The following is a 25419-nucleotide window of genomic DNA, read 5'->3' on the forward strand; positions in this document are numbered from 1 at the left end:
CCGTCGAGCAGGATGTGGTGGCTGGTGAACAACAGGTAATGCCGGGTCGCGGACTCGCGCACCAGCACGAAGCGCAAAAGCGGTGCACGGGTCAGTTCGAAGCGTTGTTGCCGGTCGTCGGCGATCGTCTGCGCCAGTGCATCGGCGCGCTTATCCGCAGGCAAGCCACTGAGATCGATCGCGCGCCAGGGCAGTTCGACCTCGCGCTGGATGACCTGCACCGGCTCCTTGATCTTGTGGTGGACGAAGGCCGCGCGCAGGCTGGCATGGCGCCGCAACAGCGCTTGCGCCGCTGCCTGCAACGCCACCGCATCGAGCGCGCCGTCGAGCGCGAACACCATCTGCACCACATAGCTGTCCTGCACCTCATGGTCGTAGAGGGCGTGGAACAGAAATCCGTGCTGCAGCGGCGACAGCGGCAGCAGGTCTTCAATCTGAGAGTTGCGCATAAATCGATTCCAGGAGTTCGATGTCGGACTGGTCGAGCGCGACCATGGGGACGTCCGAAGGGGTCAGGGCCGAGGCGTCGGCGGCCGCGGCGAAGTCGGCGATGCGGCGCAGCGCGTCGAACCAGGCCTCGGCAAAGGCACGCACCTCGCTTTCGTCGAGCAGTTCGCCGGCCCAGCTCCAGTTCGCGCACAGGCGCGGACCGTCGGGGCCGTCCTGGACCAGGGCGTTGAGGTCGATCGCATGCGGCAAGGGCTGGGCCTCGTCGCTGCCGCCGCCGAAGGCGCCGGGGTCGTCGGCGACGTTCCACACCGCGCCGTCGTCGGCGCCGCCGACCGCGAAGCGGCCGAGGTAGTTGAAGCCGAGACTGGGCGGCGGGTATGCGGCGAGTTCGCTGCCGGCCTCGTCATGCAGATGCCGCAACAGGCCGTAGCCGATGCCCTGGTCGGGCACTTGCCGCAGCTGTTCCTTGACCGACTTGAGCGCGCGTTCCAGGGCCTTGCCGCCGGCCAGGGCCTCGGCCGGGTCGAATTCGGCGGCCTGCAGGCATACCGGGAACAGGCTGGTGAACCAGCCGACGGTGCGCGACAGGTCGGCATCGTCGATCAGGCCGTCGACGATCGCGGTCTCGCGGCCGTGGCCTTCGAGGTCGAAACGCAGGCTGCTCGCGTCGAGCCCGTCGTCGCCGCGACGCTGGCGCCGCCAGGCGAACGCGGCCAGGGCGAAGCCGGTCAGCAGCACGTCGTTGACCCGGCCGTTGATGCGTTCCGGCGCCTCGATCAACAGACGCTGGGTGGTGGCGACATCGAGGCTGAGACTGAGACTGCGCAGGCTGGCGTGGGTGTCGCGTCGCGGATCGAGTGGACGCGCGAACCCGTCGGGCGACGCGTGTTCGAGCATCGAACGCCAGAACGGCAGTTCCGCGCTGCGCCGTTGCGCCGCCTGGGGCAGCGCCAACGCCCATTCGCGCAACGAGGTCGGCACCGGTTCCAGCGCGATCGTGTCGACGCCGGTCGCGGCCTGTTCGTAAGCCGCGCGCAGGTCGGGCACGAGGATGCGCCAGGATACGCCGTCGACCACCAGGTGATGCACGACCAGCAACAGCCGCGAGTGTTCGCCATGGTCGAACCAGACGACCTGCAGCAGGCGCCCGGCCTGCGGGTCGAGGCGTTCCTGTGCGGCCCGGGTCTGGGCGGCGATTTCGGCCTCTCGCGCGGTCGTGTCGAGCCCATGCAGGGACACCGCGAACACGCAGTCGTCGGCGCGGACGCGGCCGCGCTCGGCGATCTCCAGTTCGTGCGCCGGCGACACGGTCAGACGCAAGGCGTCGTGATGATCGAGCAGGGCCTGGATCGCGTGCAGCAAGGGCGCGGCGTCGAGCGCAGGCACCCGCAGCAGCATCGACTGTTGATACTGCTTGAACGGCCCCGGCTGTTCGAACAGGTCGCGCAGGATCGGCGTCGCCGGCAACGGCCCGGTCGCGGACACCGCCGGCAGTCGAACGGCTTGTTCGAGCGCAGTGGCGACAGTGGCGAGTGCGCGCACGGTCTGGTGCTGGAACACCTCGCGCGCGCTCAGGCGCAGGCCGGCCTGGCGGGCGCGGCCGACCAACTGGATCGAACTGATGCTGTCGCCGCCGAGGGCGAAGAAGCCATCGTCGATGCCGACCGCGGCCAGCCCCAGCACTTCGGCGAACAACGCCGCCAGGCGCTGTTCGAGTTCGCTGCCGGGCGCGGCGGAGACATCGACCTGCACCTGAGGCGCCGGCAGCGCCTTGCGGTCGAGCTTGCCGTTGGCGGTCAAGGGCAGGGCGGGCACGGCGACGAAGGCCCCCGGCAACATGTACTCGGGCAGCCGCTCGGCGAGTTCGCGCCGCAGTTGCGCGGCATCGAGCTGCGGCGCCACGACGTACGCGACCAATTGGCGCTGGCCGGGCCGGTCTTCGCGGGCGATCACCGCGTTGCCGGCATAGCCGAGCGCGGCGAGTGCGGTTTCGATCTCGCCCGGTTCGATGCGGAAACCGCGGATCTTGAGCTGGTGATCGGCGCGGCCGAGGTGTTCGAGGCGGCCGTCGCGATGCCAGCGCACCAGGTCGCCGGAGCGGTACATGCGTTCGCCGACGAGGTAAGGATCGGCGACGAAGCGCTCGGCGCTGAGGTCGGGACGGCCGAGATAACCGCGGGCCAGGCCGGCGCCGCCGATATACAGCTCGCCGGCCACGCCGACCGGCACCGGCCGCAGACGCGCATCGAGCACGTACAAGCGGGTATTGCGCAGGGCCGTGCCGATGCTGGGCCGGTCGCCTTCCTCGATCTCGTCGATGGCGACATAACTGGCGTCGACCGTGCACTCGGTCGGGCCGTAGCAGTTGTAGCCGCGCACCGGGTGCTCGCGCAGCACCTTCCACTGCGATTCGCCGACCGTTTCGCCGCCGAGCACGACCGTGCTCGGGTGAGTGCGGCCTTCGTCGAGCAGGCCGATCGCGCGCAATTGCTCGAAATGCGCCGGGGTCAGGTCGACCGCGTCGATGCGCCGGCTGACGATGTAGTCGAGCAGGGCCTCGCCTTCGCGGCGGGTGTCGTCGTCGATCAGATGCAGTTCCTGGCCGGCGCACAGCCACAGCAGACCTTCCAGCGAGGTGTCGAAGGCGAAGGTCGCGGTCAGGGCGAAGCGGATGCGGGCTTCGCCGGAATGACGCACGACCTCGGCAAACAGGCGCTCGCGATGCTCCTCGAACAGGTTGGCGACGCCGGCGTGGGTCACGACCACGCCCTTGGGTTTGCCGGTCGAGCCCGAGGTGTGGATGACGTAGGCCGGGTGCAGCGGATGCAGCGGCTGGCGACGCTCGGCATCGTCCGGATCGTGCTCGGGCGCCTCGACCAGGCGTCGCTGCCCTTCGCCATCGTCGAGTCGCCAGGTCGGCAGGTCGACCGCGAGCGCGTCGGCGATGGCGCTGTGGGCCAGCAGCATCCGCGGCGCGGCTTCGGCGAGGAGCTCGCGCAGACGCGGGCCGAGGTGTTCGGTGTCCATCGGCAGATAGGCCGCGCCGGCCTTGAGCACGCCGAGCATGGCGACGACGGTGTCGAGCGAACGCGGCAGGGCCAGGGCGATCCGGTCCTCGGCGCCGATGCCGGCGGCGATCAGGCCGTGGGCGATGCGGTTGGCGCGGCGGTTGAGTGCGGCATAGCTCAGCGCGTCGTCGCCGCAGACCACCGCGACGGCGTCCGGCGTGTGCCGGACTTGGGCTTCGAACCATTGCGGCAGGCTGCGGCCGGAGGATGCGACCCGGGCGCCGTTCCAGCCGGCCAGCACGCATTCGCGCTCGTCGGCATCGAGCAGCTCGACCTCGCCGATGGCGCAGCTGGCATCGTCGGCGACCGCCCGCAGCATGCGTTCGAGATAGGCACCGATGCGTCGCGCGGTGTCGGGGTCGAACAGGTCGACCGCGAATTCGATCAGACCGTGCAGGCCGGCCGGCGCGCCGCGCTCGTCGTGCAACTCGGTGAAGTCGAAGCTCAGGTCGAATTGGGCGATGTCGAGATCGAACTCGGCGGTGCGGCTGCGCAGGCCGGGCAACTCCAGCTCGGCCTGGGCGTGGTTCTGCAGCGACAGCATCACCTGGAACAGCGGGTGATGGGCCATCGAACGCACCGGCTTGATCGCGTCGACCAGGCGCTCGAACGGCAGATCCTGGTGTTCGTAGGCGGCTAGGTCGGTCTCGCGCACGCGGCCGAGCAAGGCCGCGAAGCTCGGGTTGCCGGAGGTGTCGTTGCGCAGCACCAGGGTATTGAGGAACACACCGACCAGGTCGTCGAGGGCGGCGTCGGAGCGGCCGGCGACCGGCGTACCGATGGCGATGTCGTCGCCGGCGCCGAGCCGGCTCAGGGTCGCGGCGAGCGCGGCCTGCAGGACCATGAACACAGTCGCGCCGTGGCGTGCGGCGAGCGCGGCCAGGCGCGCGTGCAGGGCGGCGTCGAGCGGCAAGGACAGATGGCCGCCGCGATAGCTCGAGGTCGGCGGCCGCGGCCGATCGCTCGGCAGGGCGATCAGTTCCGGCAGATCGGCCAGCGTGCGCTGCCAGTACTCGGTCTGCCGGGCGAGCAGGCTGCCGGCATCGCGCTCGTCGCCGAGCACCTGGCGTTGCCACAGGCTGAAGTCGGCGTACTGCACCGGCAGCGGCGCCCAGTCCGGGGCGCGGCCGCGCAGGCGCGCGGCATAGGCCTGGGCCAGATCGCGCGCCAGCGGCGCCAGCGAGGCGCCGTCGCCGGCGATGTGGTGCAGCAGCAACAGCAGCACCTGCCGCTGCGGTGCGATCGCGAACAGATGCGCGCGCAGGGGCAGTTCGCGGCTGAGGTCGAAAGCGTGCGCGGCCGCCTGCGACAGATCGGCGCGCAGGCGTCGCTCGTCGCTGCTCGTGATCGCGAGCGGCGCTTCGGCTTCGGCGAGCACGCACTGGTTCGGCGCTTCGCCGGCGACCGTAGCCGCGGGAAAAATCGTGCGCAGGCTCTCGTGACGCGCGACCAGGTCGGCGAGCGCGGCGCGCAAGGCATCGCGGTCGAGGTCGCCGTCCAGGTGCAGGGCCAGCGGGATGTTGTAGGTCGCGCTCGGGCCTTCGAACTGGTGCAGGAACCACAGGCGCTGCTGGGCGAACGACAGCGGCAGGCGCTGCGGTCGCGGCTGCGCGATCAGCGGCGCACGACGGCCGCCGCCCGAGGGCAGGGCGCGCGCCAGCGCTTCCACGGTCGGCGTGTCGAACAGGGTGCGGATCGACAACTCGACGTCGAAGGTCGCGCGGATGCGGCCGATCAACCGGGTCGCGAGCAAGGAGTGGCCGCCGAGGGCGAAGAAGCTGTCGCCGACGCCGACCCGTTCCAGGCCGAGCACCTCGGCGTACAGTGCGCACAGGATCGCTTCGGCCGCGTCGCGCGGGCCGCGCGAGGCGGGTTGCGCGGCGAATTCAGGTGCCGGCAGGGCCTTGCGGTCGAGCTTGCTGCCGTTGGCGGTCAGCGGCAGCGCAGGCAGGGCGACGAAGGCCGACGGCACCATGTACTCGGGCAGGCGCTCGCCGAGGCGGCGGCGCAGGCCGTCTTCGTCGATCGCCTCGTGAGTGACCAGATACGCGACCAGCAGCGGATGCCCCGGCCGGTCCTCGCGCACGATCACCGCATTGCCGGCATGGCCGCACTGCGCCAGCGCCGCTTCGATTTCGCCCAGTTCGATGCGGAAACCGCGCAGCTTGACCTGCTGGTCGGCGCGGCCGAGATAGTCGAGCTGGCCGTCTTCGCGCCAACGGGCACGGTCGCCGCTGCGGTACATGCGCTCGCCGATCACGAACGGGTCGGCGACGAAACGCTCGGCGCTCAAGCCCGGGCGATCGAGGTAACCGCGGGCCAGGCCGGCGCCGGCGATGTACAACTCGCCGGCCACGCCCGCCGGCACCGGACGCAGCATGGCGTCGAGCACGTACAAGCGGGTGTTGGCGATCGGCGTGCCGAGCGGCGGTGCCGCGCCGGCCAGCGAAGCCGGCGACAACACGCCGCTCATCGCCGCGCAAATGGTGATCTCGGTCGGGCCGTAGGCATTGACCAGGCGCCGCCCGGCCGACCAGGCCGCGGCGACGTGCGGCGGGCAGGCTTCGCCGCCGACGATCAGGGTGGCCGGCCAGCTCTGAGCGTCCGGGTCGAGACTGCTCAGCGCGCTCGGCGGAATCAGGGTGTGGCTGATGCGCTGTTCGTCGAGGGTGCGGGCGAGCGCATCGCCGAGCAGCAGGCCCGGCGGCGGCAATACCAGGGTCGCGCCGGCGGCGAAACACATCAGCATTTCCATCGCCGCGGCGTCGAAGCTCATCGAGGCGAACTGCAGCACGCGGCTGTTCGGGTCGAGGCCGAAGCGTTCGATCTGGCTGTGAGTCAGACTGGGGATGCCGGCGTGGGTGACGATTACGCCCTTCGGCCGCCCGGTCGAACCGGAGGTGTAGATGACGTAGGCCGGGTGGCGCGGATCGAGCGCGCGCATGCGTTCGCGGTCGTCCGGATCGTGGCTCGGCGCATGCGCGAGCTCGCCGGCGAAGCCGTGCTCGTCGTCGATCAGCAACAGCTCGGCATCGGCCGGCAGGCGCGCGGCGCTGGCGCGGGTGGCGACGACCTTGCGCGGACGCGCATCGGCGAGGGTCCAGGCCAGGCGTTCGGCCGGATGATCGGCGTCGAGCGGCAGGTAGGCGGCGCCGGCCTTGAGAATGCCGAGTACCGCGACCACGGTGTCGAGCGAGCGCGGCACGGCGATGGCGATGCGGTCCTCGGGGCCGACGCCGTGGGCGATCAGCGCATGCGCGCAGCGGTTGGCGCGGCGGTTGAGTTCGGCGTAGCTGTACTCGTGGCCGGCGCAGACCACGGCGACTGCCTCGGGCGCGGCGGCGACGCGTTGCTGGAACCACTGCGGCACGGTCTGCACGGGCAGCTCGACTTCGTTGCCGTTCCAGTCGTAGAGCACACGACGGCGCTCGCGGTCGTCGAGCAGGTCGAACTGCTCCAGAGCGCGTTGCGGGTGCGCGGCGACCGCGTCGAGCAGGCGCGACAGGCGTTCGGCCAGGCGTTCGATGCTGAGCGCGTCGAAACGGGCCGGGTCGTAGTTGAAGCGGAACGACAGGCGGGCGCCCGGGGTAACCAGCAGGCTCAGCGGGTAATGGGTGGCGTCGCTGCTGTGGAAACCGCTGATGCGCAGCTCGCCGAGCGCGGACTCCAGACCGTTGTGGTCGATCGGATAGTTCTCGAACACGTACAGGCTGTCGAACAGGCGCTCGAAGCCGGCCAGGCGCTGCAGCTCGGACAGGTTGAGGTGCTGGTGCTCGATCAGCCCGGCCTGTTGCGCCTGCAGTTGCAGCAGCAGGTCGATGAAGCTCTGGCCGGCGTGCAGGCGCACGCGCGAGGGTACGGTGTTGATGAACAGCCCGATCATCTGGGCGACGTCGCGCAGCTCCGGCGGACGCGCCGATACGGTGGTGCCCAGCACGATATCGTCGCGACCGAGCATGCGTCCGAGCAGCAGCGCCCAGGCGCCCTGGACCAGGGTGTTCAAGGTCAGGCCATGGCGGCGCGCCAACTGCGCGAGGGTGCGCGACAGCGGCTCGGGCAGATCGAGGGCGTGGTGCGATTGCTCGCCGGATGCGGCCGGGCGCGACGGCAGCAACAGGGTCGGTTCGTCGATGTCGGCGAGGACCTCGCGCCAGGCCTGTTCGGCCGCGGCCGGATCGCGCTGGCCCAGCCAGGCCAGATAGTCGCGATAAGGAGTGGCGCGCGGCAGCTCGGCGCCGCCGTACAGCGCGAACAATTCCTGCACCAGGACCGGCAGCGACCAACCGTCCAGCAGGATGTGGTGGTTGGTGATCAGCAGGCGATGCTGCGTCTGGCCGAGGCGGATCAAGGTGAAGCGCAGCAGCGGCGCGCGATCGAGCTCGAAGCGGCGCAGGTGTTCGGCTTCGCCGATGTCCGCGGCGGCGGCTTCGCGTTGCGCGGCCGGCAGTCGATCGAGATCGACCCGGCGCCAATCCAGCGGCGCCTGCCGTGGGATCAGCTGCACCGGCGTCGCCAGCCCGCGGTGGACGAAGGCCGCACCCAGGTGCGGATGACGCTGCATCAGCCGTTGCGCGGCCTGGCGCAAGCGCGCCTCGTCGAGCGGGCCGTCGAGATCGAAATGCACCTGCACCACGTAAGGGTCGGGCCCGTCGTGGTCGTACAGCGCATGGAACATCAGGCCTTGCTGCAACGGGGTCAGCGGCAGCACGTCGGCGACGGTGTGGGCGCCGCCGTGGCCGCGTTCCAGGGTTTCGATGATGGTCTGGTCGAGCGCGACCAGGGGCAGGTCGGACGGGGTCAGGCCGCCGGCGTCCTCGCGTTCGAGCAGCGCGACCAGCGCACGCAGGGCGCGCGCATAGGTTTCGGCCAAGTCGGCGATCTGGGCGCGGTCGAACAAGGCCCGCGGCCACGACCAGGTGGCGATGAATTCGGGGCCGCCGGCGCGGTCCCGGGTCAGCGCGTTGAGCTCGATCGCGTGCGCGATCGGCATCGCATCGCCGCCGTGGTTGGCGGCTTCCTCCTCGGCCTGTTCCCAGTCGCGGGTTTCGGACACGCCGAAGCGGCCGAGGTAGTTGAAGCTGATCTGCGCGGCCGGTCGTGCGGCGAGCACGGCGCCGGTATCGGCATTGAGATGACGCAACAGGCCATAGCCGAGGCCGTTATCGGGCACCGCGCGCAGTTGTTCCTTGACCCGCTTGACCAGGCGTTCGAGTTCGCCGTCGGCGGCGAAGGCGCGTTCCAGGTCGATCTCGTCGAAGCTCAGCCGCAGCGGATACAGGCTGGTGAACCAGCCGACCGTGCGCGACAGGTCCAGGCCGTTGCGCTCGCTTTCGCGGCCGTGGCCTTCCAGGTCCAGCAGCAGCGAATCGACCGCCGCGCCGCTGTGGCGGCGGCGCCAATCGCCGACCGCCAGGGCGAAACCGCTCAGCAATACGTCGTTGATGCGGGCGTGGAAGCGAGCCGGCACGCTGGTCAGCAAGGCGCTGGTGACCTCGCTCGGCAGGCTCAGACTGAGATGTTCGCAGTTCGCGCCGGTATCGCGGACGGGGTCGAGCGCGACCGGCGAGAGCGGCGGATCGACAGCCTCGGCCACGGCCTGCCAATGCGGCAGTTCGGCCAGACGTTGCGGCGAATGCGCATCGTCGAACAACTGCTGCGACCAGGCGCGCAGCGAGTGGCTGCGCGGGGCGAAGCGCGGCGTTTTGCCGGCCTGGATGGCCTCGATCGCTTCGCGCAAATCCGGAATCAGGATGCGCCAGGACACGCCGTCGACGGCGAGGTGATGGATGGTCAGCAGCAGCCGGCCGCCGTCGCCGGCGTCGAACCAGACCGCGCGCAGCAGATCGCCGCGTTCGCAGGACAGGGCCTGCGCCGATTCGGCCGCGGCCGCGTCGATGCGGGCTTTGAGCGCAGTGTCGTCGAGGCCGACGATGTCGATGCGGCGCAGGCAGGCCGCGGGGTCGACGCTGCCGGGTTCGGGCACCTGCAGGCGCCAGGCCTCGGCGGCGTCGCGGTCCAGGCGCAGGCGCAGCGCATCGTGATGATCGAGCAGGGCCGCCAGCGCTTCGCGCAGCTCGGCTTCGGCGAGACCGGCCGGCACCCGCAGCAGCACCGACTGGTTGAAACCGTCGAGCGCGACCTCCCGCTCGAGGAACCAGCGCAGGATCGGCAGCGCCGGCAGTTCGCCGATCGGCTCGTCGAGCAGCGCCGGCGCGGCTTCGTCGGCCTCGCGCGCGATCAGGGCCAGGGCGGCGACGCTCTGGTGCTGGAATACGTCGCGCGGGGTGATGAGCAGCCCGGCCTTGCGCGCCTGGCTGACCAACTGGATCGAAATGATGCTGTCGCCGCCGAGGTCGAAGAAGCTGTCGTCGATGCTGACCCGCGGCAGGCCCAGCACTTCGGCGTAGAGCTCGGCCAGGACCTGCTCGCGGTCGTTGCGCGCGGCGCGGTGATGGGTCGGGGTGAAATCCGGCGCCGGCAAGGCTTTGCGGTCGATCTTGCCGTTCGGGGTCAGCGGCATCGCCGGCAGCAGCACCATCACCGGCTGCATGTAGTCGGGCAACTGCGCGGCGACATGGCGGCGCAGGTCGCTGAACTGGTCGAAGCTGGCCGGGTTGTTGGTGCAGGCGGCGAAGTCGCGCGGCGCGCTTGGCAGGTACAGGTCGGTCCAGGCGGCCTGCGATGCGTCGTGGACGAACAGTAGGTCCAGCCCGTCGCCGACGGCGCCGCCGGACCAGGTCGTCGCGACCCGATAGCCGAGGTCGCGTCCGAGTCGCACCAGGCCCTCGCTGACTGCATCGATGGCGCTGCCGGCGGCGATCAATCGCGCGCGCACCTGCGCAATGGGCGCGCCCGAGGCCAGCGTTTGCAGCGCATCGAGTTCGGGCTGCAGATGATCGTTGGGCACGCCGCGCAGGCGCAGGACGGCCGGCTGCCGGTCGTGCAGGTGCACGGCGACGGCATCGATCCCGTCGACGTCCCGGCCCCATTGCAGCACCGGCGCCGAGGCCAGCGAGCGCAGCGGCACAGGGCCCTTGCGCAACACCACTTCGTAGCGGTGGCGGCTGAGTTCGTTGCCGTAGGCGCTGCGCTTGGTCTGGATGTCGACCGCGGCGATACTGTCCAGGCGCTGCGGCAGCTGACTGAAGAATTCCGGTGCGACCAGCAGTTCTTTCTCGGCCAGCAGGATCTGCTCGATGCGACGATGCAGCGTCGCCGCATCGGTGTCGGCATCGGCCTGGTGCAACTGGATCGCGGTGGCGAAACTGCGTTGCAGGTGCAGGTTGCGCACGTCGCCGAGGAACAGCGCGCCGCCCGGCGTCAGCAGTTGCATCGCCTGGCGGACCACTTCCTCCAGGTAGTCGCCGTTCGGGAAGTACTGCAGCACCGAGTTGATTACGATGGTATCGAAGTGGCCGGCTTGGCCCTCGTTCGCCAGGCTGTCGCCGAGCCCTTGCATCTCGTGCGCCGGCCGCGCGTGCAACTCGACCTTGCCGGCCAAGTGCGCCTGCTGCGCGATCTCGCCGCGCAGGCGCTCGATGGTCGCGGCCGACAGGTCGGTGCCATGGTAGGCCTCGACGTGGGGGGCCACCTGCGACAGGATCAGGCCGCTGCCGACGCCGATCTCGAGCACGCGCCGCGGCTGCAATTCGAGAATGCGCTCGACCGTGGCCGCGCGCCATTCGCGCATCTGCTCCAGGGCGATCCCGGAGCCGTCGTAGCTGCTGTTCCAGCCGTGGAAGTTCTCGCCGAACTCGACCGCCTGCGGCGGCGCTTCGCCGTACAGGCTTTCGTAGATGGTTTCCCACTCGCCGATCAGGCGCGACTCCCGGCCTTGATCGCGATCGCCCTCGCGCTCGTGCTCCAGCACCACGTAGGCGACCAGTTGCTTGTGGCCGGGCACGTCTTCGCGCGCAACCACGATGGATTGCGCGACCGCGGCGTGGCGTTGCAGCACCTCCTCGATCTCGCCCAGTTCGACGCGGAACCCGCGCAGCTTGACCTGGTGATCGACCCGGCCGATGAATTCGAGCTGGCCGTCGCCGCGCCAGCGCGCCAGGTCGCCGCTGCGGTACATGCGCTCGCCGGCGACGTAGGGGTCGGCGACGAAGCGTTCAGCGCTGAGCGCCGGGCGATGCAGATAGCCGCGCGCCAGGCCCCTGCCGGCCAGGTACAGCTCGCCGGGCACGCCGACCGGCACCGGCTGCAGGCCGGCATCGAGCAGGTACACCCGGGCGCCGAAGATCGGCGTACCGATCGGCGGCGAGGTCGCGCCGGCCAGCGGCGCGCTCATGGTCGCGCATACCGTGGTTTCGGTGGGTCCGTAGGCATTGGTCATGCGCCGGCCCTGCGACCAGGTCTTCACCAACTGCGGCGCGCAGGCCTCGCCGGCGACGATCAGGTCGCTGCAGCTCGCGAGCGCATCGGCGCCGAGCACCGACAGCGCCGCCGGGGGCAGAGTCGCATGGGTCACGCGATGACGCCGCAGCGTCTCGACCAGGGCCTCGCCCGGCAACAGTCGGTCGGCCTCGGCGACCACCAGCGCCGCACCCGAGAGCAGCGCCATGCACAGCTCCCAGAACGCGGCGTCGAAGCTCAGCGAAGCGAACTGCAGCACGCGCGAACCCGGGCCAACCTCGAACGCGGCGACCTGGCTGGCGAGCAGGCTCGGCACGCCGGCGTGGGTGACGACCACGCCCTTGGGCCGTCCGGTCGAACCGGAGGTATAGATGACGTAGGCGGCATCGGCCGGCGATGCGGCGGCGAGCCGCGGCGCATCCGTCGCTTGCGCGGCCAGGGTCTGCACGGTTTCCGGCAGGTCCAGCAGCCAGCTCGGTACGCCGTGCTCGGGCAGCCGCGCTTCGATCTCGCGGCGGCTGATCAGGCGCGCGGGTTTCGCGTCGGCGAGCATGTAGGCCAGGCGTTCGGGCGGATAATCCGGGTCCAGCGGCAAATAGGCGGCGCCGGCCTTGAGGATGCCGAGCACGGCGACGACCATTTCCGGCGAACGCGGCAGAGCGATGGCGACGCGGTCCTCGCGGCCGATGCCCTGGGCGATCAGCGCATGCGCGAAACGATTGGCGCGGCGGTCGAGTTCGGCGTAGCTCAGGCAACTGTCGCCGAACAGCAGCGCCGGCGCATCGGGGTCGCGTGCGACTCGATGCGCGAACAGGGCCGGGACGGTGGCGTCGGCGATGGCGTTGTTCGTATCGCTCGGTGTCGCATGGCTCCAGTCGCCGAGCAGGCGCTGGCGTTCGTCGCGGTCGAGCAGGTCGATCGCGGCGATGCGGCGCTGCGGCTCGCGCGCGGCGGCGTCGAGCAGGCGCAGCAGGCGTCGCCACAGGCGTTCGATCGAGGCTTCGTCGAACAGGTCGGTGGCGTATTCGATGACGCCGTCGAGGCCGGCCGGCACGCCGTCGGCGGCGAGGCGCTCGCCGAGGTTGAAGAACAGGTCGAACTTGGCGCTGCGGAAATCCGCGGGGTGCATCGACACGGTCAGGCCGGGCAGGCGCAGCTCGGCCTCGGCCACGTTCTGCAGGACCATGCCGACCTGGAACAGGGGGTGGTGCGCGGTCGAACGGGTCGGGTTGAGCAATTCGACCAGGCGCTCGAACGGCGCATCCTGGTGGGTGTAGGCGGCGAGCGCGGTGGCGCGGATCCGGCCGAGCAGGGTTTCGAAGCTCGGCTGCCCGGAAACGTCGGCGCGCAGCACCAGGGTGTTGACGAAGAAGCCGACCAGATCGTCGAGGGCCTGGTCGTTGCGCCCGGCGATGGCGCTGCCGAGGGCGATGTCGTCGCCGGCGCCGAGCCGGTGCAACAACGCCGCGAGGCCGGCCTGCAGCACCATGAACAAGCTCGCCTCGTGGCGATGCGCCAGTGCCAGCAGACGCGCGTGCAATTCGGCATCGATGCTCAGCGCCCACTGGCGGCCACGGTAGCTGGCGACCAGCGGACGCGGCCGGTCGGTCGGCAGCTCGATGCGCTCGGGCAGATCGGCCAATTGGGCTTTCCAGTAACCGAATTGCCGCGAGATCAGGCTGTCGGGGTCCTGTTCGCTGCCGAGCAGGCGTTGTTGCCACAGGGTGTAGTCGGCGTACTGCACCGGCAGCGGCGCCCAGTCCGGCGCTCGGCCCTGCAGGCGCGCGGCATAGGCGCGGCCGAGGTCGCGGGCCAACGGAGCCAGCGACGAGCCGTCGCCGGCGATGTGGTGCAGCACCACCAGCAGCACGTGTTCCTGCTCGCCGAGACGGAACAGGCTGCAGCGCAGCGGCGTCTCGCGGGCCAGGTCGAACACGTGCATGGCCTCGGCGTGCAGTCGCTCGAGCAGGGACTGCTCGTCGGCTTCGATCAGGGTCCACTGCGGCGCGTGCTCATCGAGCGACAGCACCTGCTGATACGGCGTCCCGTCGGCTTCCGGGAAGATCGTGCGCAGGCTTTCGTGGCGCTCGACCAGATCGCCGAGCGCGGCGCGCAGGGCGTCGAGGTCGAGCCGGCCCGACAGGCGCAGCGGCATCGGGATGTTGTAGGCGGCGCCGGCGTCGCCGGCGGCGTGCTGTTCGAACTTCTGGATGAACCACAGCCGGCGCTGCGCATACGACAACGGCAGCAAGGCCGGACGCGCCTGCGGCCGCAGCGCCGGGCGGGCCGACTCGGCGTCGGGCAAACGCGCGGCGAGGCTCGCCACGGTCGGAGCCTCGAACAGGGCGCGCAGGGGCAGTTCGACGCCGAGCGCGGCGCGGATCCGGCTGACCAGGCGGGTGGCGAGCAGGGAATGCCCGCCGAGGCCGAAGAAATGATCGTCCAGGCCGACCCGTTCGACCCCGAGCACCTCGCCGAACAACTCGCATAGCAGCTGCTGTGGCGGTGTCTGCGGGGCGCGATAGGTTTCGGCGCCGCGGTCGCCTTCGCCCGGTTCCGGCAGGGCCTTGCGGTCGACCTTGCCGTTCGGCGTCAGCGGCAGCGCATCCAGGGCGACGAAGGCCGAGGGCAGCATGTAGTCGGGCAGGCGCTGGGCCAGGGCCTGGCGCAGCGCGCCGCTGTCGAGGCTGGCGCCGACGGCATAGGCGACCAGCCGCTTGAGGCCATCGCGGTCGTCGCGCGCGACCACCACGTTGCGCGGGTGGCCGAGCTGGGCCAGCGCCGCTTCGATCTCGCCCAGTTCGATGCGGAAGCCGCGGATCTTGACCTGATGGTCGACGCGGCCGAGGAAATCCAGGCGGCCGTCGCGTCCCCAGCGGGCTAGGTCGCCGGTGCGGTACATGCGCTCGCCGGCCGCGAACGGGTCGGCGACGAAGCGCTCGGCGCTCAGCGAGGGACGGCGGAAGTAACCGCGCGCCAGGCCGTCGCCGGCCAGGTACAGTTCGCCGGCGACCCCGCTCGGCACCGGCCGCAGATGCGCATCGAGAACATACACTCGGGTGTTGTCGATCGGCGCGCCGATGCGCACCGGTTCGCCCGCGACGATCCGGCCGGCGAGCGACCAGATCGTGGTTTCGGTGGGGCCGTACAGATTCCACAACGCGGCCGCACCGGCGGCGAGGAACTCGGCCAGCTCCGGCGGCAGCGCTTCGCCGCCGCACAACACCCGCAAGCTCGCGTGTGGCGCCCAGCCCGCGGCGCGCAGCATCTGCCAGGTCGCCGGAGTGGCCTGGATCGCGCTCGGCGAGATCGCCTCAATGTGTTCGCGCAGGCGTTCGCCGTCGGTGGCGATCTCGCGCGGGGCGATATGCAGTTCGGCGCCGCACAGCAGCGGCAGGTACAACTCGAGCCCGGCGATGTCGAACGAGATCGGGGTCAGCGCCAGCAGGCGCTCGCCGGCGCCGAGCCCGGGCTCGCGCTGCATCGCGCACAGGAAGTTCTCAAGCGCGCGGTGTTCGATCGCCACGCCCTTGGGCCGGCCGGTCGAGCCCGAGGTATAGATGACGTAGGCCGGATGACGCGGATGCAGAGCGCGCACGCGCTGGTCCTGGCGCGGCGCCCGTGCGTCCGCCTGGGCGAGCCGCTCATGCAGCGCCTCGTCGTCGAGCGAGCAGCGCAAGGCGACCGCGCTGTCGGCGAGCAAGGCCAAAGTGTCGGTGTCGCCGATCAAGGCGGCCGGACGCGCGTCTTCGACCATGTAGGCCAGGCGTTCGGCCGGATAGTCCGGGTCCAGCGGCAGATAGGCGGCGCCGGCCTTGAGGGTGGCGAGCAGGACCACCAGCATGTCGAGCGATCGCGGCAGAGCGATCGCGACGATGTCCTCGGGACCGATGCCATGCCCGATCAACAGGTGGGCGAGACGGTTGGCGCGGGCGTCGAGTTCGGCGTAGCTCAGGCGCGCCTGAGCGCAGACCGCCGCGGTCGCTTCGGGGCTGCGCCGCACCTGGGCCTCGAACAGCGCCGGCAGGGTCAGGCCCGGTTGGGCGCGGGCGGTGGCGTTGGCCTCGACCAGCAGGCGCCGATGCTCGCCCGCGTCGAGCAGCTCGATGCGGTCCAGCGGCAGCGAGGGCTCGGCGGCGACCGCGGCCAGCACGCGCAGCAGGCGCTGCGCCAGCGCCTGCGCGTCGTCGTGGTCGAACAGATCCACTGCGTATTCGAGGGTGCCGTCGATGCCGGCGGGCGCGCCATCGCCATCGAAGGCCTCGTTGAAATCGAAGCTCAGGTCGAACTTCGACGAGGCCAGCGTCAGGGTCTGCGGCACGCAATGCAGGCCGGCCAGCGCCGCTTGCGGCGGCGGATTGTTCTGCAGCACCAGCATCACATGGAACAGCGGGTGATGGGCCAGCGAGCGGACCGGGTTGAGCGCTTCGACCAGTTGTTCGAACGGCAGCTCCTGGTGTTCGTAGGCGGCCAGATCGGCGTCGCGCACGCGTTCGAGCAGGCGCTCGAAGGACGGGTTGCCGGAGGTGTCGGTGCGCAGCACCAGGGTGTTGAGGAACAGGCCGACCAGGTCGTCGAGCGCGGCATCGGTGCGGCCCGCGACCGGGCTGCCGATCGGCACGTCGGTGCCGGCGCCGAGACGGGTCAGGGTGGTCGCCAGCGCCGCCTGCAGCACCATGAATAAGGTCGCGCCGGCGCGCTGCGCCAGGGTGGCGAGGCCACGATGCAGATCGGCCGGGATCGTCAGCGGCAGCGAGGCGCCGCGATAACTCGCCAGTTGCGGCCGCGGCCGCGTCGTGGGCAGGCTGAGCTGGTCGGGGAGGGCGGCGAGGCGCCGGGTCCACCAGGCGAGCTGGCGCGCGTACACGCTGTCGTCGTGGGTGCTGCCCGAGGCCGGACCGGCGCCGAGCACGCGCCGTTGCCACAGGCTGTAGTCGGCGTACTGCACCGGCAGCGGCGCCCAGGCCGGCGCCCGGCCGTCGCGACGCGCGGCATAGGCCTGCGCGAGGTCGCGGCTCAGCGGCACCAGCGAGGCGCCGTCGGCGGCGATGTGGTGCAGCAACAGCAGCAGCACGTGGTCCTGCGCGCCGAGCCGGAACAGGCTGGCGCGCAACGGAATCTCGCGTTCCAGGTCGAAGGCGTGGGCGGCCGCCGCGGCGAGGCGTTCGGGCAGGTCGGCTTCGCTGCAATCGAACGCATTCAGTCCGAGCGCGACCTTCTCCAATACCTGCTGCTGCGGCGTGTCGCCGCCCGGGAACACGGTGCGCAGGCTTTCGTGGCGTTCGACCAGGTCGGCGATCGCCGCGTGCAGGGCGACCGCATCCAACTCGCCGCGCAAGCGCAGCGCCAGCGGCAGGTTGTAGATCGCGTTGGCGCCTTCGTACTGGTGCAGAAACCACAGGCGTTGCTGAGCGAACGACAGCGGCAGCGGCTGCGGGCGCTCCTGCACCGACAGCGGCAGGCGTGCGCGCCCGCCTTCGCCGAGGCGGCGGGCGAAGGCCTCCACGGTGGGCGCCTCGAACAGGGCGCGAATCGGCAGTTCCAGGTCGAAGGTCGCGCGCACCCGCCCGATCAACCGGGTGGCGAGCAGCGAATGCCCGCCGAGGGCGAAGAAGCTGTCGTCGATGCCGACCCGCTCGCGTCCCAGTACCTGCGCGAACAACGCACACAGCAAGGCCTCGGTGGCATCGCGCGGGCCGCGCGAGTGCGCGTGCGGCGCGTAGTCCGGCGCCGGCAAGGCTTTGCGGTCGAGCTTGCCGTTCGGCGACAGCGGCAGCGCGTCCAGGCGCACGAAGGCGCTCGGCAGCATGTACTCGGGCAGGCGAGCGCTCAGGCCTTCGCGCAGGGCGTCGACGTCGATCGCCTCGGCGGCGACGTAGGCGACCAGTCGTTTGTCGCCGGGGCGGTCTTCGCGCGCGATTACCGCGTGCTGGCCGCAACCGAGCTGGGCCAGCGCCGCTTCGATTTCGCCCAGTTCGATGCGCAGGCCGCGGATCTTGACCTGATGGTCGATACGGCCGAGGTATTCGATCTGGCCGTCGTCGCGCCAGCGCGCCAGATCGCCGGTGCGGTACAGGCGCGAGCCGTCGCCGGCTTGAGGGTCGGCGACGAAGCGCTCGGCGGTGAGCGCGGGATTCGACAGATAGCCGCGGGCCAGGCCGACGCCGGCCAGATACAACTCGCCGCCGACGCCGACCGGCACCGGGCGCAGCGCGGCATCGAGCACGTGCAAGCGCGTGTTCCAGATCGGCGCACCGATCGGCACCTGCGCGCTGCTTTCGTCGTCGCGGCAGGCCCAGGCGGAGACGTCGACCGCGGCCTCGGTGGGGCCGTAGAGGTTGTGCAGCGGTCGCGCGATCCGGTCGCGTACGCGCGTGCGCAACTCGCCCGACAGGGCCTCGCCACTGCACAGGATGCGGCGCAGGCTGGCGCAGGCGGAAGCGCCGTCGGTGCCGCGCATGGCCAGCTCGGACAGGAACACATCGAGCATCGACGGCACGAAATGCACGGTGCTGATCGATTCGCGTTCGATCAGCGCGGCCAGATAGGCCGGGTCGCGATGGCCGTCGGGGCGGGCCACCACCAGACGCGCGCCTTCCAGCAGCGGCCAGAAGAACTCCCACACCGACACGTCGAAGCTCGACGGGGTCTTCTGCAGCACCGCGTCGTCGCCGCACAGGCCGTACTCGGCCTGCATCCAGGCCAGGCGGTTGACGATGCCGCGATGCGAGTTGACCACGCCCTTGGGGCGCCCGGTCGAGCCGGAGGTGTAGATCACGTAAGCCGGGTGATCGAGTTCCAGCGGACGGACGCGATCGGCGTCGCTCGGCGCCCGATCGCTGGCCTGGGCCAGCGCGGCGAGCAGCCCGGCGTCGTCGAGCGACAGCAACGCGGCCTGCGCCGGCAAGCGCGCGGCGACATCGGAGCGGGTCAGCACCCGGACCGGCGCGGCGTGGTCGATCATGTAGGCCAGGCGCTCGGGCGGATAGTCGGTGTCGAGCGGCAGATAGGCCGCACCGGCCTTGGTCACCGCGTACAGCGCGACGATCAGTTCGAGCGAGCGGGGCAGGGCCACGCCGACGATGCTCTCCGGGCCGATGCCGTCGGCGATCAGGCGATGAGCGAGGCGGTTGGCGCGAGCGTCGAGCTCGGCATAGCTCAGGCGCCGGTCTTCGAACACCACCGCGACGGCGTCGGGCGTGCGCGCGACCTGGGCTTCGAACAGGGCCGGGAGCGGCCGCGCCGGAAAGGCATGGGCGGTGTCGTTCCATTGCCGCAGCAGGGCGCGTTCGTCGCCCGGGACCAGGTCGATCCGGCCGACCTTCGTTTGCGGATCGCCGGCCAGGGCGTCCAGCGCGAGCAGGCAGCGCGAGGCGATGCGGTCGATCGCCGCCGCGTCGAACAGGTCCGGGCGATAGCTCAGTTTCAGCGCGAGTTCGCGCCCGGGCACCGCGACCAGGCCGAGCGGATAGTGCGAAGCGTCGCCGCCGCGATGGCCGTGGAAACGCGCGCTCAGTCGCGGGCCGACCTCGAGCGTACCGGTGGCGTCGGCGCCGATCGGGAAGTTCTCGAACACCACCAGGGTGTCGAACAGTTCGGGATGGCCGGCCGACTGCTGGATCTCGGTCAGGCTGAGGTGCTGATGGTCGAGCAAGGCCGACTGTTCCTGCTGCAGACGCTGCAACAGGGCGCCGACGCTCTCGTTGCGATCCAGTCGCAGGCGCAACGGCAAGGTGTTGATGAACAGGCCGATCATGTCTTCGACGCCGGCCAGCTCGGGCGGCCGCCCGGACACGGTGGCGCCGAACACGACGTCGTCGCGGTGGCTCAGTTGCGCCAGCACCAGGCCCCAGGCGGCCTGGACGAAGCTGGCCAGGGTCACGCCGAGGCGGCGCGACTGTGCCTCCAGACGGGCGCTGAGCGCGGCGTCGGCGGTGTAGCGGCGCACTTCCGGCGCGACCGCCGCGGTGGTCGCCGCGGCGATGCGGGTCGCTTCTTCGAAGTCGGCGAAGACCGCGCGCCAGGCCTCTCGCGCGGCGCCGGCGTCGCGGCCGGCGAGCCAGCGCAGGTAGTCGCGATAAGGCGTGGGCCGCGGCAACGCCGCCGCGGCGCCGTCGCGATACAGCGCGAACAGCTCGCGCATGAGGATCGGCGAGGACCAGCCGTCGAGCAGCAGATGGTGGCTGGTGAACGCGAGCAGGTGGCGGTCGCCGGCGCAGCGCAGCAGGGTGAAGCGCAGCAGCGGCGACTGCGCCGGGTCGAACGGGCGTTGCGCATCCTCGGCAAGCAGGCGTTCGAGTTCGCTGTCGCGGCGTTCCGCGGTCAAGGGCCGAAGGTCGATCACTTCCCAGGGCAGCGACAATTCCTGCGGGATCAGCTGCAAGGGCTGGTCGAGGCCGTCGTGGACGAAGGCCGCGCGCAAGTGCGGATGGCGGGCCAGCAGGTCGCGTGCTGCGCGTTCCAGACGGTCGCCGTCGAGCGGGCCGTCGAGCTCGAACACCATCTGGGTCAGATAAGCGTCTGGCGCGGAGCGGTCGTACAAGGTGTGGAACAACAGGCCCTGTTGCAGCGGCGACAGCGGCAGTATCTCGGCCAGCGCCTGGGTCGATTCCAGGCGTTCGATGCTGTCCTGGTCGATCGCGACCAGTTCCAGGTCCGAGGGAGTCAGCCGGCGGGTGTCGCTGGCCGCGGCATGGGCGGCGATCGCGCGCAGCGCGGCGAACCAATGCCCGGCCAAAGCCTCGACTTCGTCCTGCTGCAGCAGTTCTCCGGCCCAGCTCCAGTTCGCGCACAGCTCCGGGCCGTGTTCGCCGGCCAGGGTCAGCGCATTGAGCTCGACCGCATGCGCGAGCGGCATCGCCGCGTCGCCGCCGCTGCCGAGCGCGAGGTCGGGTTCGGCCGCGTTCCACAAGCCGTCGGCATTCGTGTCGAGGTCGAACCGGCCGAGGTAATTGAAGCCGACCTGCGGCGCCGGCAGGCCGGCCAGCGCGGCGCGGCCGGCCTCGTCGAGATGACGCAACAGGCCGTAGCCGATGCCGTGGTCCGGCAGCGAGCGCAGTTGTTCCTTGACCGACTTGAGCGCGCGTTCCAGTGGTTTGCCGCCGCGCAGCGCGGCGTCGGCACTGCCTTCGGGCAGGCGCAGGCGCAGCGGGAACAGACTGGTGAACCAGCCGACGGTGCGGGACAGATCGGCGCCTTCGAGCAGGCCGGCCTCGCGGCCGTGGCCTTCGAGGTCGAACAGCACCGACGCTTCGCCGGGGTTCGCGTGGCTCGCCCCGCGCCATGCGGCCAGGGCCAGGGCGAAGGCGGTCAGCAGCACGTCGTTGACGCGGCCGTGGATCGCCTCGGGCGCGCGGGTCAACAGCAGGCGCGTGCTGGCGCTGTCCAGGCGCAGGCGCAGGCTGCGCTGGCTGGCGAGGGTGTCGCGTCGCGGGTCGAGCGGTTGTGCGGCGACCGCGGCGACATCGCCGTCGAGCATCGCCTGCCAGAACGGCAGTTCGGCGCGGCGGCGTTCGGCGGCGGCCGGCAAGGCCAGCGCCCATTGCCGCAGCGAGGTCGGCACCGGCCCCAGTCGCACCGGGCGCTGCTCGGCGCAGGCCTCCCAGGCGGCGCGCAGGTCGGGCACGAGGATGCGCCAGGACACGCCGTCGACGGCGAGATGGTGCACGGTCAGCAGCAGCCGCGAGTCCTCGCCGCCGTCGAACCAGACTGCCTGCAGCAGGCGGCCGGCGTGCGGATCGAGCCGGGTCTGCGCGGCCTGGGCCTCGGTTTCGATGAGCCGCCTGCGCGCGGCGGCGTCGAAGCCGTCGATATCGATGTCGACCCGGCGCAGCAGCTCGCGCGCTTGCACGCTGCCGGCGGCGCCGACCCGCAGGGTCGGGCCGGCGTCGACGCGCAGACGCAACGCGTCGTGATGGTCGATCAGGCTTTGCAGAGCGGCCAGCAGGGGCGCCTCGCGCAGCGCCGGCACGCGCAGCAGCATCGACTGCTGGAACTGCCCGAACGGGCCGTCCTGCTCGAACAGCTCGCGCACGATCGGCGTGGCCGGCAGTTCGCCGACCGGATCGACCGCCGGCTGCGCCGGCGTCGATGCCGGGTCGAGTGCGGTCGCGACCGCGGCCAGCGACCGCACGCTCTGGTGCTGGAACACGTCGCGGGCGCTAAGGCGCAGGCCGGCCTGGCGGGCGCGGCCGACCAACTGGATCGAACTGATGCTGTCGCCGCCGAGAGCGAAGAAGCCTTCGTCGACGCCGACCTCGGCCAGGCCGAGCACCTCGGCAAACAGGCGCGCGAGCAAGCGCTCATGCGCGGTTTCCGCGGCCGCGCTCGCCGCGATCTCGAGCTTCGGCGCCGGCAGGGCGCGCCGGTCGAGCTTGCCGTTGCGGGTCAGCGGCAGCGCGTCGAGGGCGACGAGCGCGGCCGGGCGCAGGTAATCGGGCAGGCGCTCGCCCAGTCGGCGCAGCAGGCTCTCGGTGTCGACGGCTGCGCCGGCGACATAGGCGACCAAGCGCTTGTGACCGGGGCGGTCCTCGCGTGCGATCACTGCGTTGTCGGCGTGGCCGAGTGCGGCGAGCGCGGCCTGCACTTCGCCGAGTTCGATGCGGAAACCGCGGATCTTGACTTGCTCGTCGATGCGGCCGAGCACTTCCAGGCGGCCGTCTCGGCGGCGTCGCGCCCGGTCGCCGCTGCGGTACATGCGCTCGCCGGCATGGAAGGGGTCGGCGACGAAGCGCTCGGCGGTCAGCGCGGCGCGCTCGCGATAGCCGCGGGCCAGGCCGGGGCCGGCCAGGTACAGCTCGCCGGCCACGCCATCGGGCACCGGCTGCAGCCAGGCGTCCAGCACGTAGGCGCGGGTGTTCCAGATCGCGCGGCCGACCGAGGGCGCGGCCTCCCCTTCGACCGCGGCGAACGCGGCATCGACGCCGTATTCGGTCGGGCCGTAGGCGTTGTAGCCGCGCACGTCGTCGCGCTCGGCGAGGGCTTTCCATTGCGCCGGCGCGATGGCTTCGCCGCCGAGGATCACGCTGCGCGGATGCCAGTGCGCAGGATCGAGCAGGCCGCGCTGGCGCAGCGGCTCGAAGTGCGACGGAGTCAGGTCGACCGCATGGATGCGACGCTCGCGCAGCCGCGCGATCAACAGCTCGCCGTCGCGGCGGGTGTCGTCGTCGATCAGCTCCAACTGATGGCCGGCGCTCATCCACAGCAGGCCCTCGACGGCGGTGTCGAAGGCGAAGGTCGCGGTCAGGGCGAAGCGCACCCGGGTCGTGTCGTTGTCGCGCGCAATCGCGTTGTACAAGGTGCTGCGTTGGTGCTGGAACAGATGCGACAGCGCGGCGTGGGCGACCAGCACGCCCTTGGGCCGGCCGGTCGAGCCGGAGGTGTAGATCAGATAGGCCGGGTGCTGCGGATGCAGCGGGCGCACCCGTTGCGGATCGGTCGGCGCCTGCGCGGGCATCGACTGCAGGCGCGCCTGGAATGCGGCGTCGTCGAGGATCAGCACCGGCAGCTCGCCGTCGAGGCCGGCGGCGATGTCGGCGTGGGCGAGCACCCGGGTCGGCGCCGCGTCGAGCAGCATGTCGCGTTGCCGGGGGCCGAGATGCTCGAGGTCGAGCGGCAGGTAGGCGGCGCCGGCCTTGAGCACGGCCAGCATCGCTACGACGCTGTCGACGGAGCGGTTCAGGGCCAGGGCGACGATGTTCTCGGCGCCGACGCCTTCGGCGATCAGCAGATGGGCCAGCCGGTTCGCACGCTGTTCGAGGGTGGCGTAGTCGAGCTCGGCATCGCCGCAGACGAGGGCGATCGCGTCCGGCGTGGCCGCGGCCTGGCGCTCGAACCAGCCGGGCAGGGCGGTCGTTTCGACTTCGACCGACTCTCCGCGCGAGCCCTCGAGCAGGCGCTGGCGTTGGGCGTCGTCGTACAGGCCGGCCGCGCCGATGCGCTGTCGCGGATCGGCGGCCATCGCCGCCAGCATCTGGACCAGGCCGTCGACGATGCACTGCGCGCTGGCCTCGTCGAACAGGTCGGTGGCGTATTCGAGCAGGCCGGTCAGGCGCGTAGCGCCGTCGCCAACGTGGTGTTCGGTGAAATCGAAGCTGAGATCGAACTTGGCCACCGGCGCGTCGAACGCCAGCAGTTCGCTGCGCAGGCCGGGCAAGGCCGGCAACGCGGGCGCGGCCGCCTGCAGCGACAGCATCACCTGGAACAAGGGGTGATGGCCGAGGCTGCGCACCGGGTTGAGCGCATCGACCAATTGTTCGAACGGCAAATCCTGCTGCGCGTAGGCGGCCAGATCGAAGCGGCGCACGCGCTCGATCAGCGTCGCGAAGCTCGGGTTGCCGGAGGTGTCGGTGCGCAGCACCAGGGTGTTGACGAACATGCCGACCAGGCGCTCCAGCGCCGGGTCGTCGCGGCCGATCGCCGGGGTGCCGATGGCGATATCGGTGCCGGCGCCGAGCCGGCTCAGGGTCGCGGCGAGCGCGGCCTGCAGCAGCATGAACAGGCTCGCGCCCTGGCGCCGGGCCAAGTCGAGCAGGGCCGCATGCACCTCGCCGTTTATGGCGAAGCGCAGGCTGCGGCCGCGATGGCTCGGGGCCTGCGGCGGCGGTCGATCGGTAGGCAGTTCGATCCGTTCCGGCAGATCGGCCAGGGCTTCGCTCCAGTGAGCGAGTTGGCGCGCGGCCAGGCTGGCCGCGTCGCCGGCGTCGCCGAGCAGGCGGCGCTGCCACAGGCTGTAGTCGGCGTATTGCAGCGGCAGCGGCGCCCACTGCGGCGCGTGGCCCTGGCAGCGAGCGGCATAGGCCTGGGCCAGGTCCTCGGCCAGCGGCGCCAGCGAGGCGCCGTCGGCGGCGATGTGATGCATCAGCAAGAGCAGGACCTGGCGTTGCGGGGCGAGCTGGAACAGGCTCGCGCGCAGCGGGATCTCGCGGCTCAGGTCGAAGCCATGGCCCGCCGCGCGGGCCAGCGCCTCGTCGAGCCCGGCGTCGTCGCAATCGACGAGTTCGAACGGCGCTGTCGCGGCATCGAGCACGCGCTGCTGCGGCGCGTCGCCGTGCGGAAACACGGTGCGCAGGCTCTCGTGGCGGTCGAGCAGATCGGCGATCGCCAGGCGCAGCGCATCGCGGTCGAGCTCGCCGTCCAGGCGCAGGGCCAGCGGGATGTTGTAGGTCGGACTGGGGCCCTCGAACTGGTGCAGGAACCACAGCCGTTGCTGGGCGAACGACAGCGGCAACGGCGATGGACGCGGTTGCGCGCTCAGCGCCGGCCGCGCCGGGGCGCTTTCGCTCAGACGCCGGGCCAGGGCCTCGACCGTCGGCGCCTCGAACACCTGGCGCAGGCTGAGTTCGACCCCGAGCGCGGTACGGACCCGGCCGATCAGGCGAGCGGCGAGCAGGGAGTGACCGCCGAGGGCGAAGAAATGATCGTCGATGCCTACGCGCTCCAGGCCCAGTACCTGGGCGAACAATTCGCACAGCGCGCGTTCGCGTTCGTCGCGCGGTTCGCGATGGGGGCGGGCATCGAGCTCCGGCGCCGGCAAGGCCTTGCG

General features: G+C 71.2%; 2 protein-coding genes (both cut by a window edge). Both read right to left on the minus strand.

Features of this window, described 5'->3' with window-relative positions; translation table 11 throughout:
* Window positions 1-449, minus strand: the 5' end (the start) of a protein-coding gene (locus ACSAMQ_RS00590) for an amino acid adenylation domain-containing protein (protein ID WP_435393766.1). Its footprint begins 15853 nt before the window's first position; only the first 449 of its 16302 coding nucleotides appear in the window; its start codon is at window positions 447-449; its stop codon lies off the left edge, out of view.
* Window positions 430-25419 carry the 3' portion of a non-ribosomal peptide synthase/polyketide synthase gene (locus ACSAMQ_RS00595; RefSeq protein WP_435393767.1) on the minus strand. 2850 nt of this gene lie beyond the right edge of the window, so the window shows 24990 of its 27840 coding nt (coding positions 2851-27840); the start codon falls outside the window, past its right edge; it ends in the stop codon at window positions 430-432. Before ACSAMQ_RS00595 ends, ACSAMQ_RS00590 begins: the two co-directional genes overlap by 20 nt.

The organism is Lysobacter sp. 1R34A (assembly GCF_051217035.1).
Classification (GTDB): Bacteria; Pseudomonadota; Gammaproteobacteria; order Xanthomonadales; family Xanthomonadaceae; genus Lysobacter.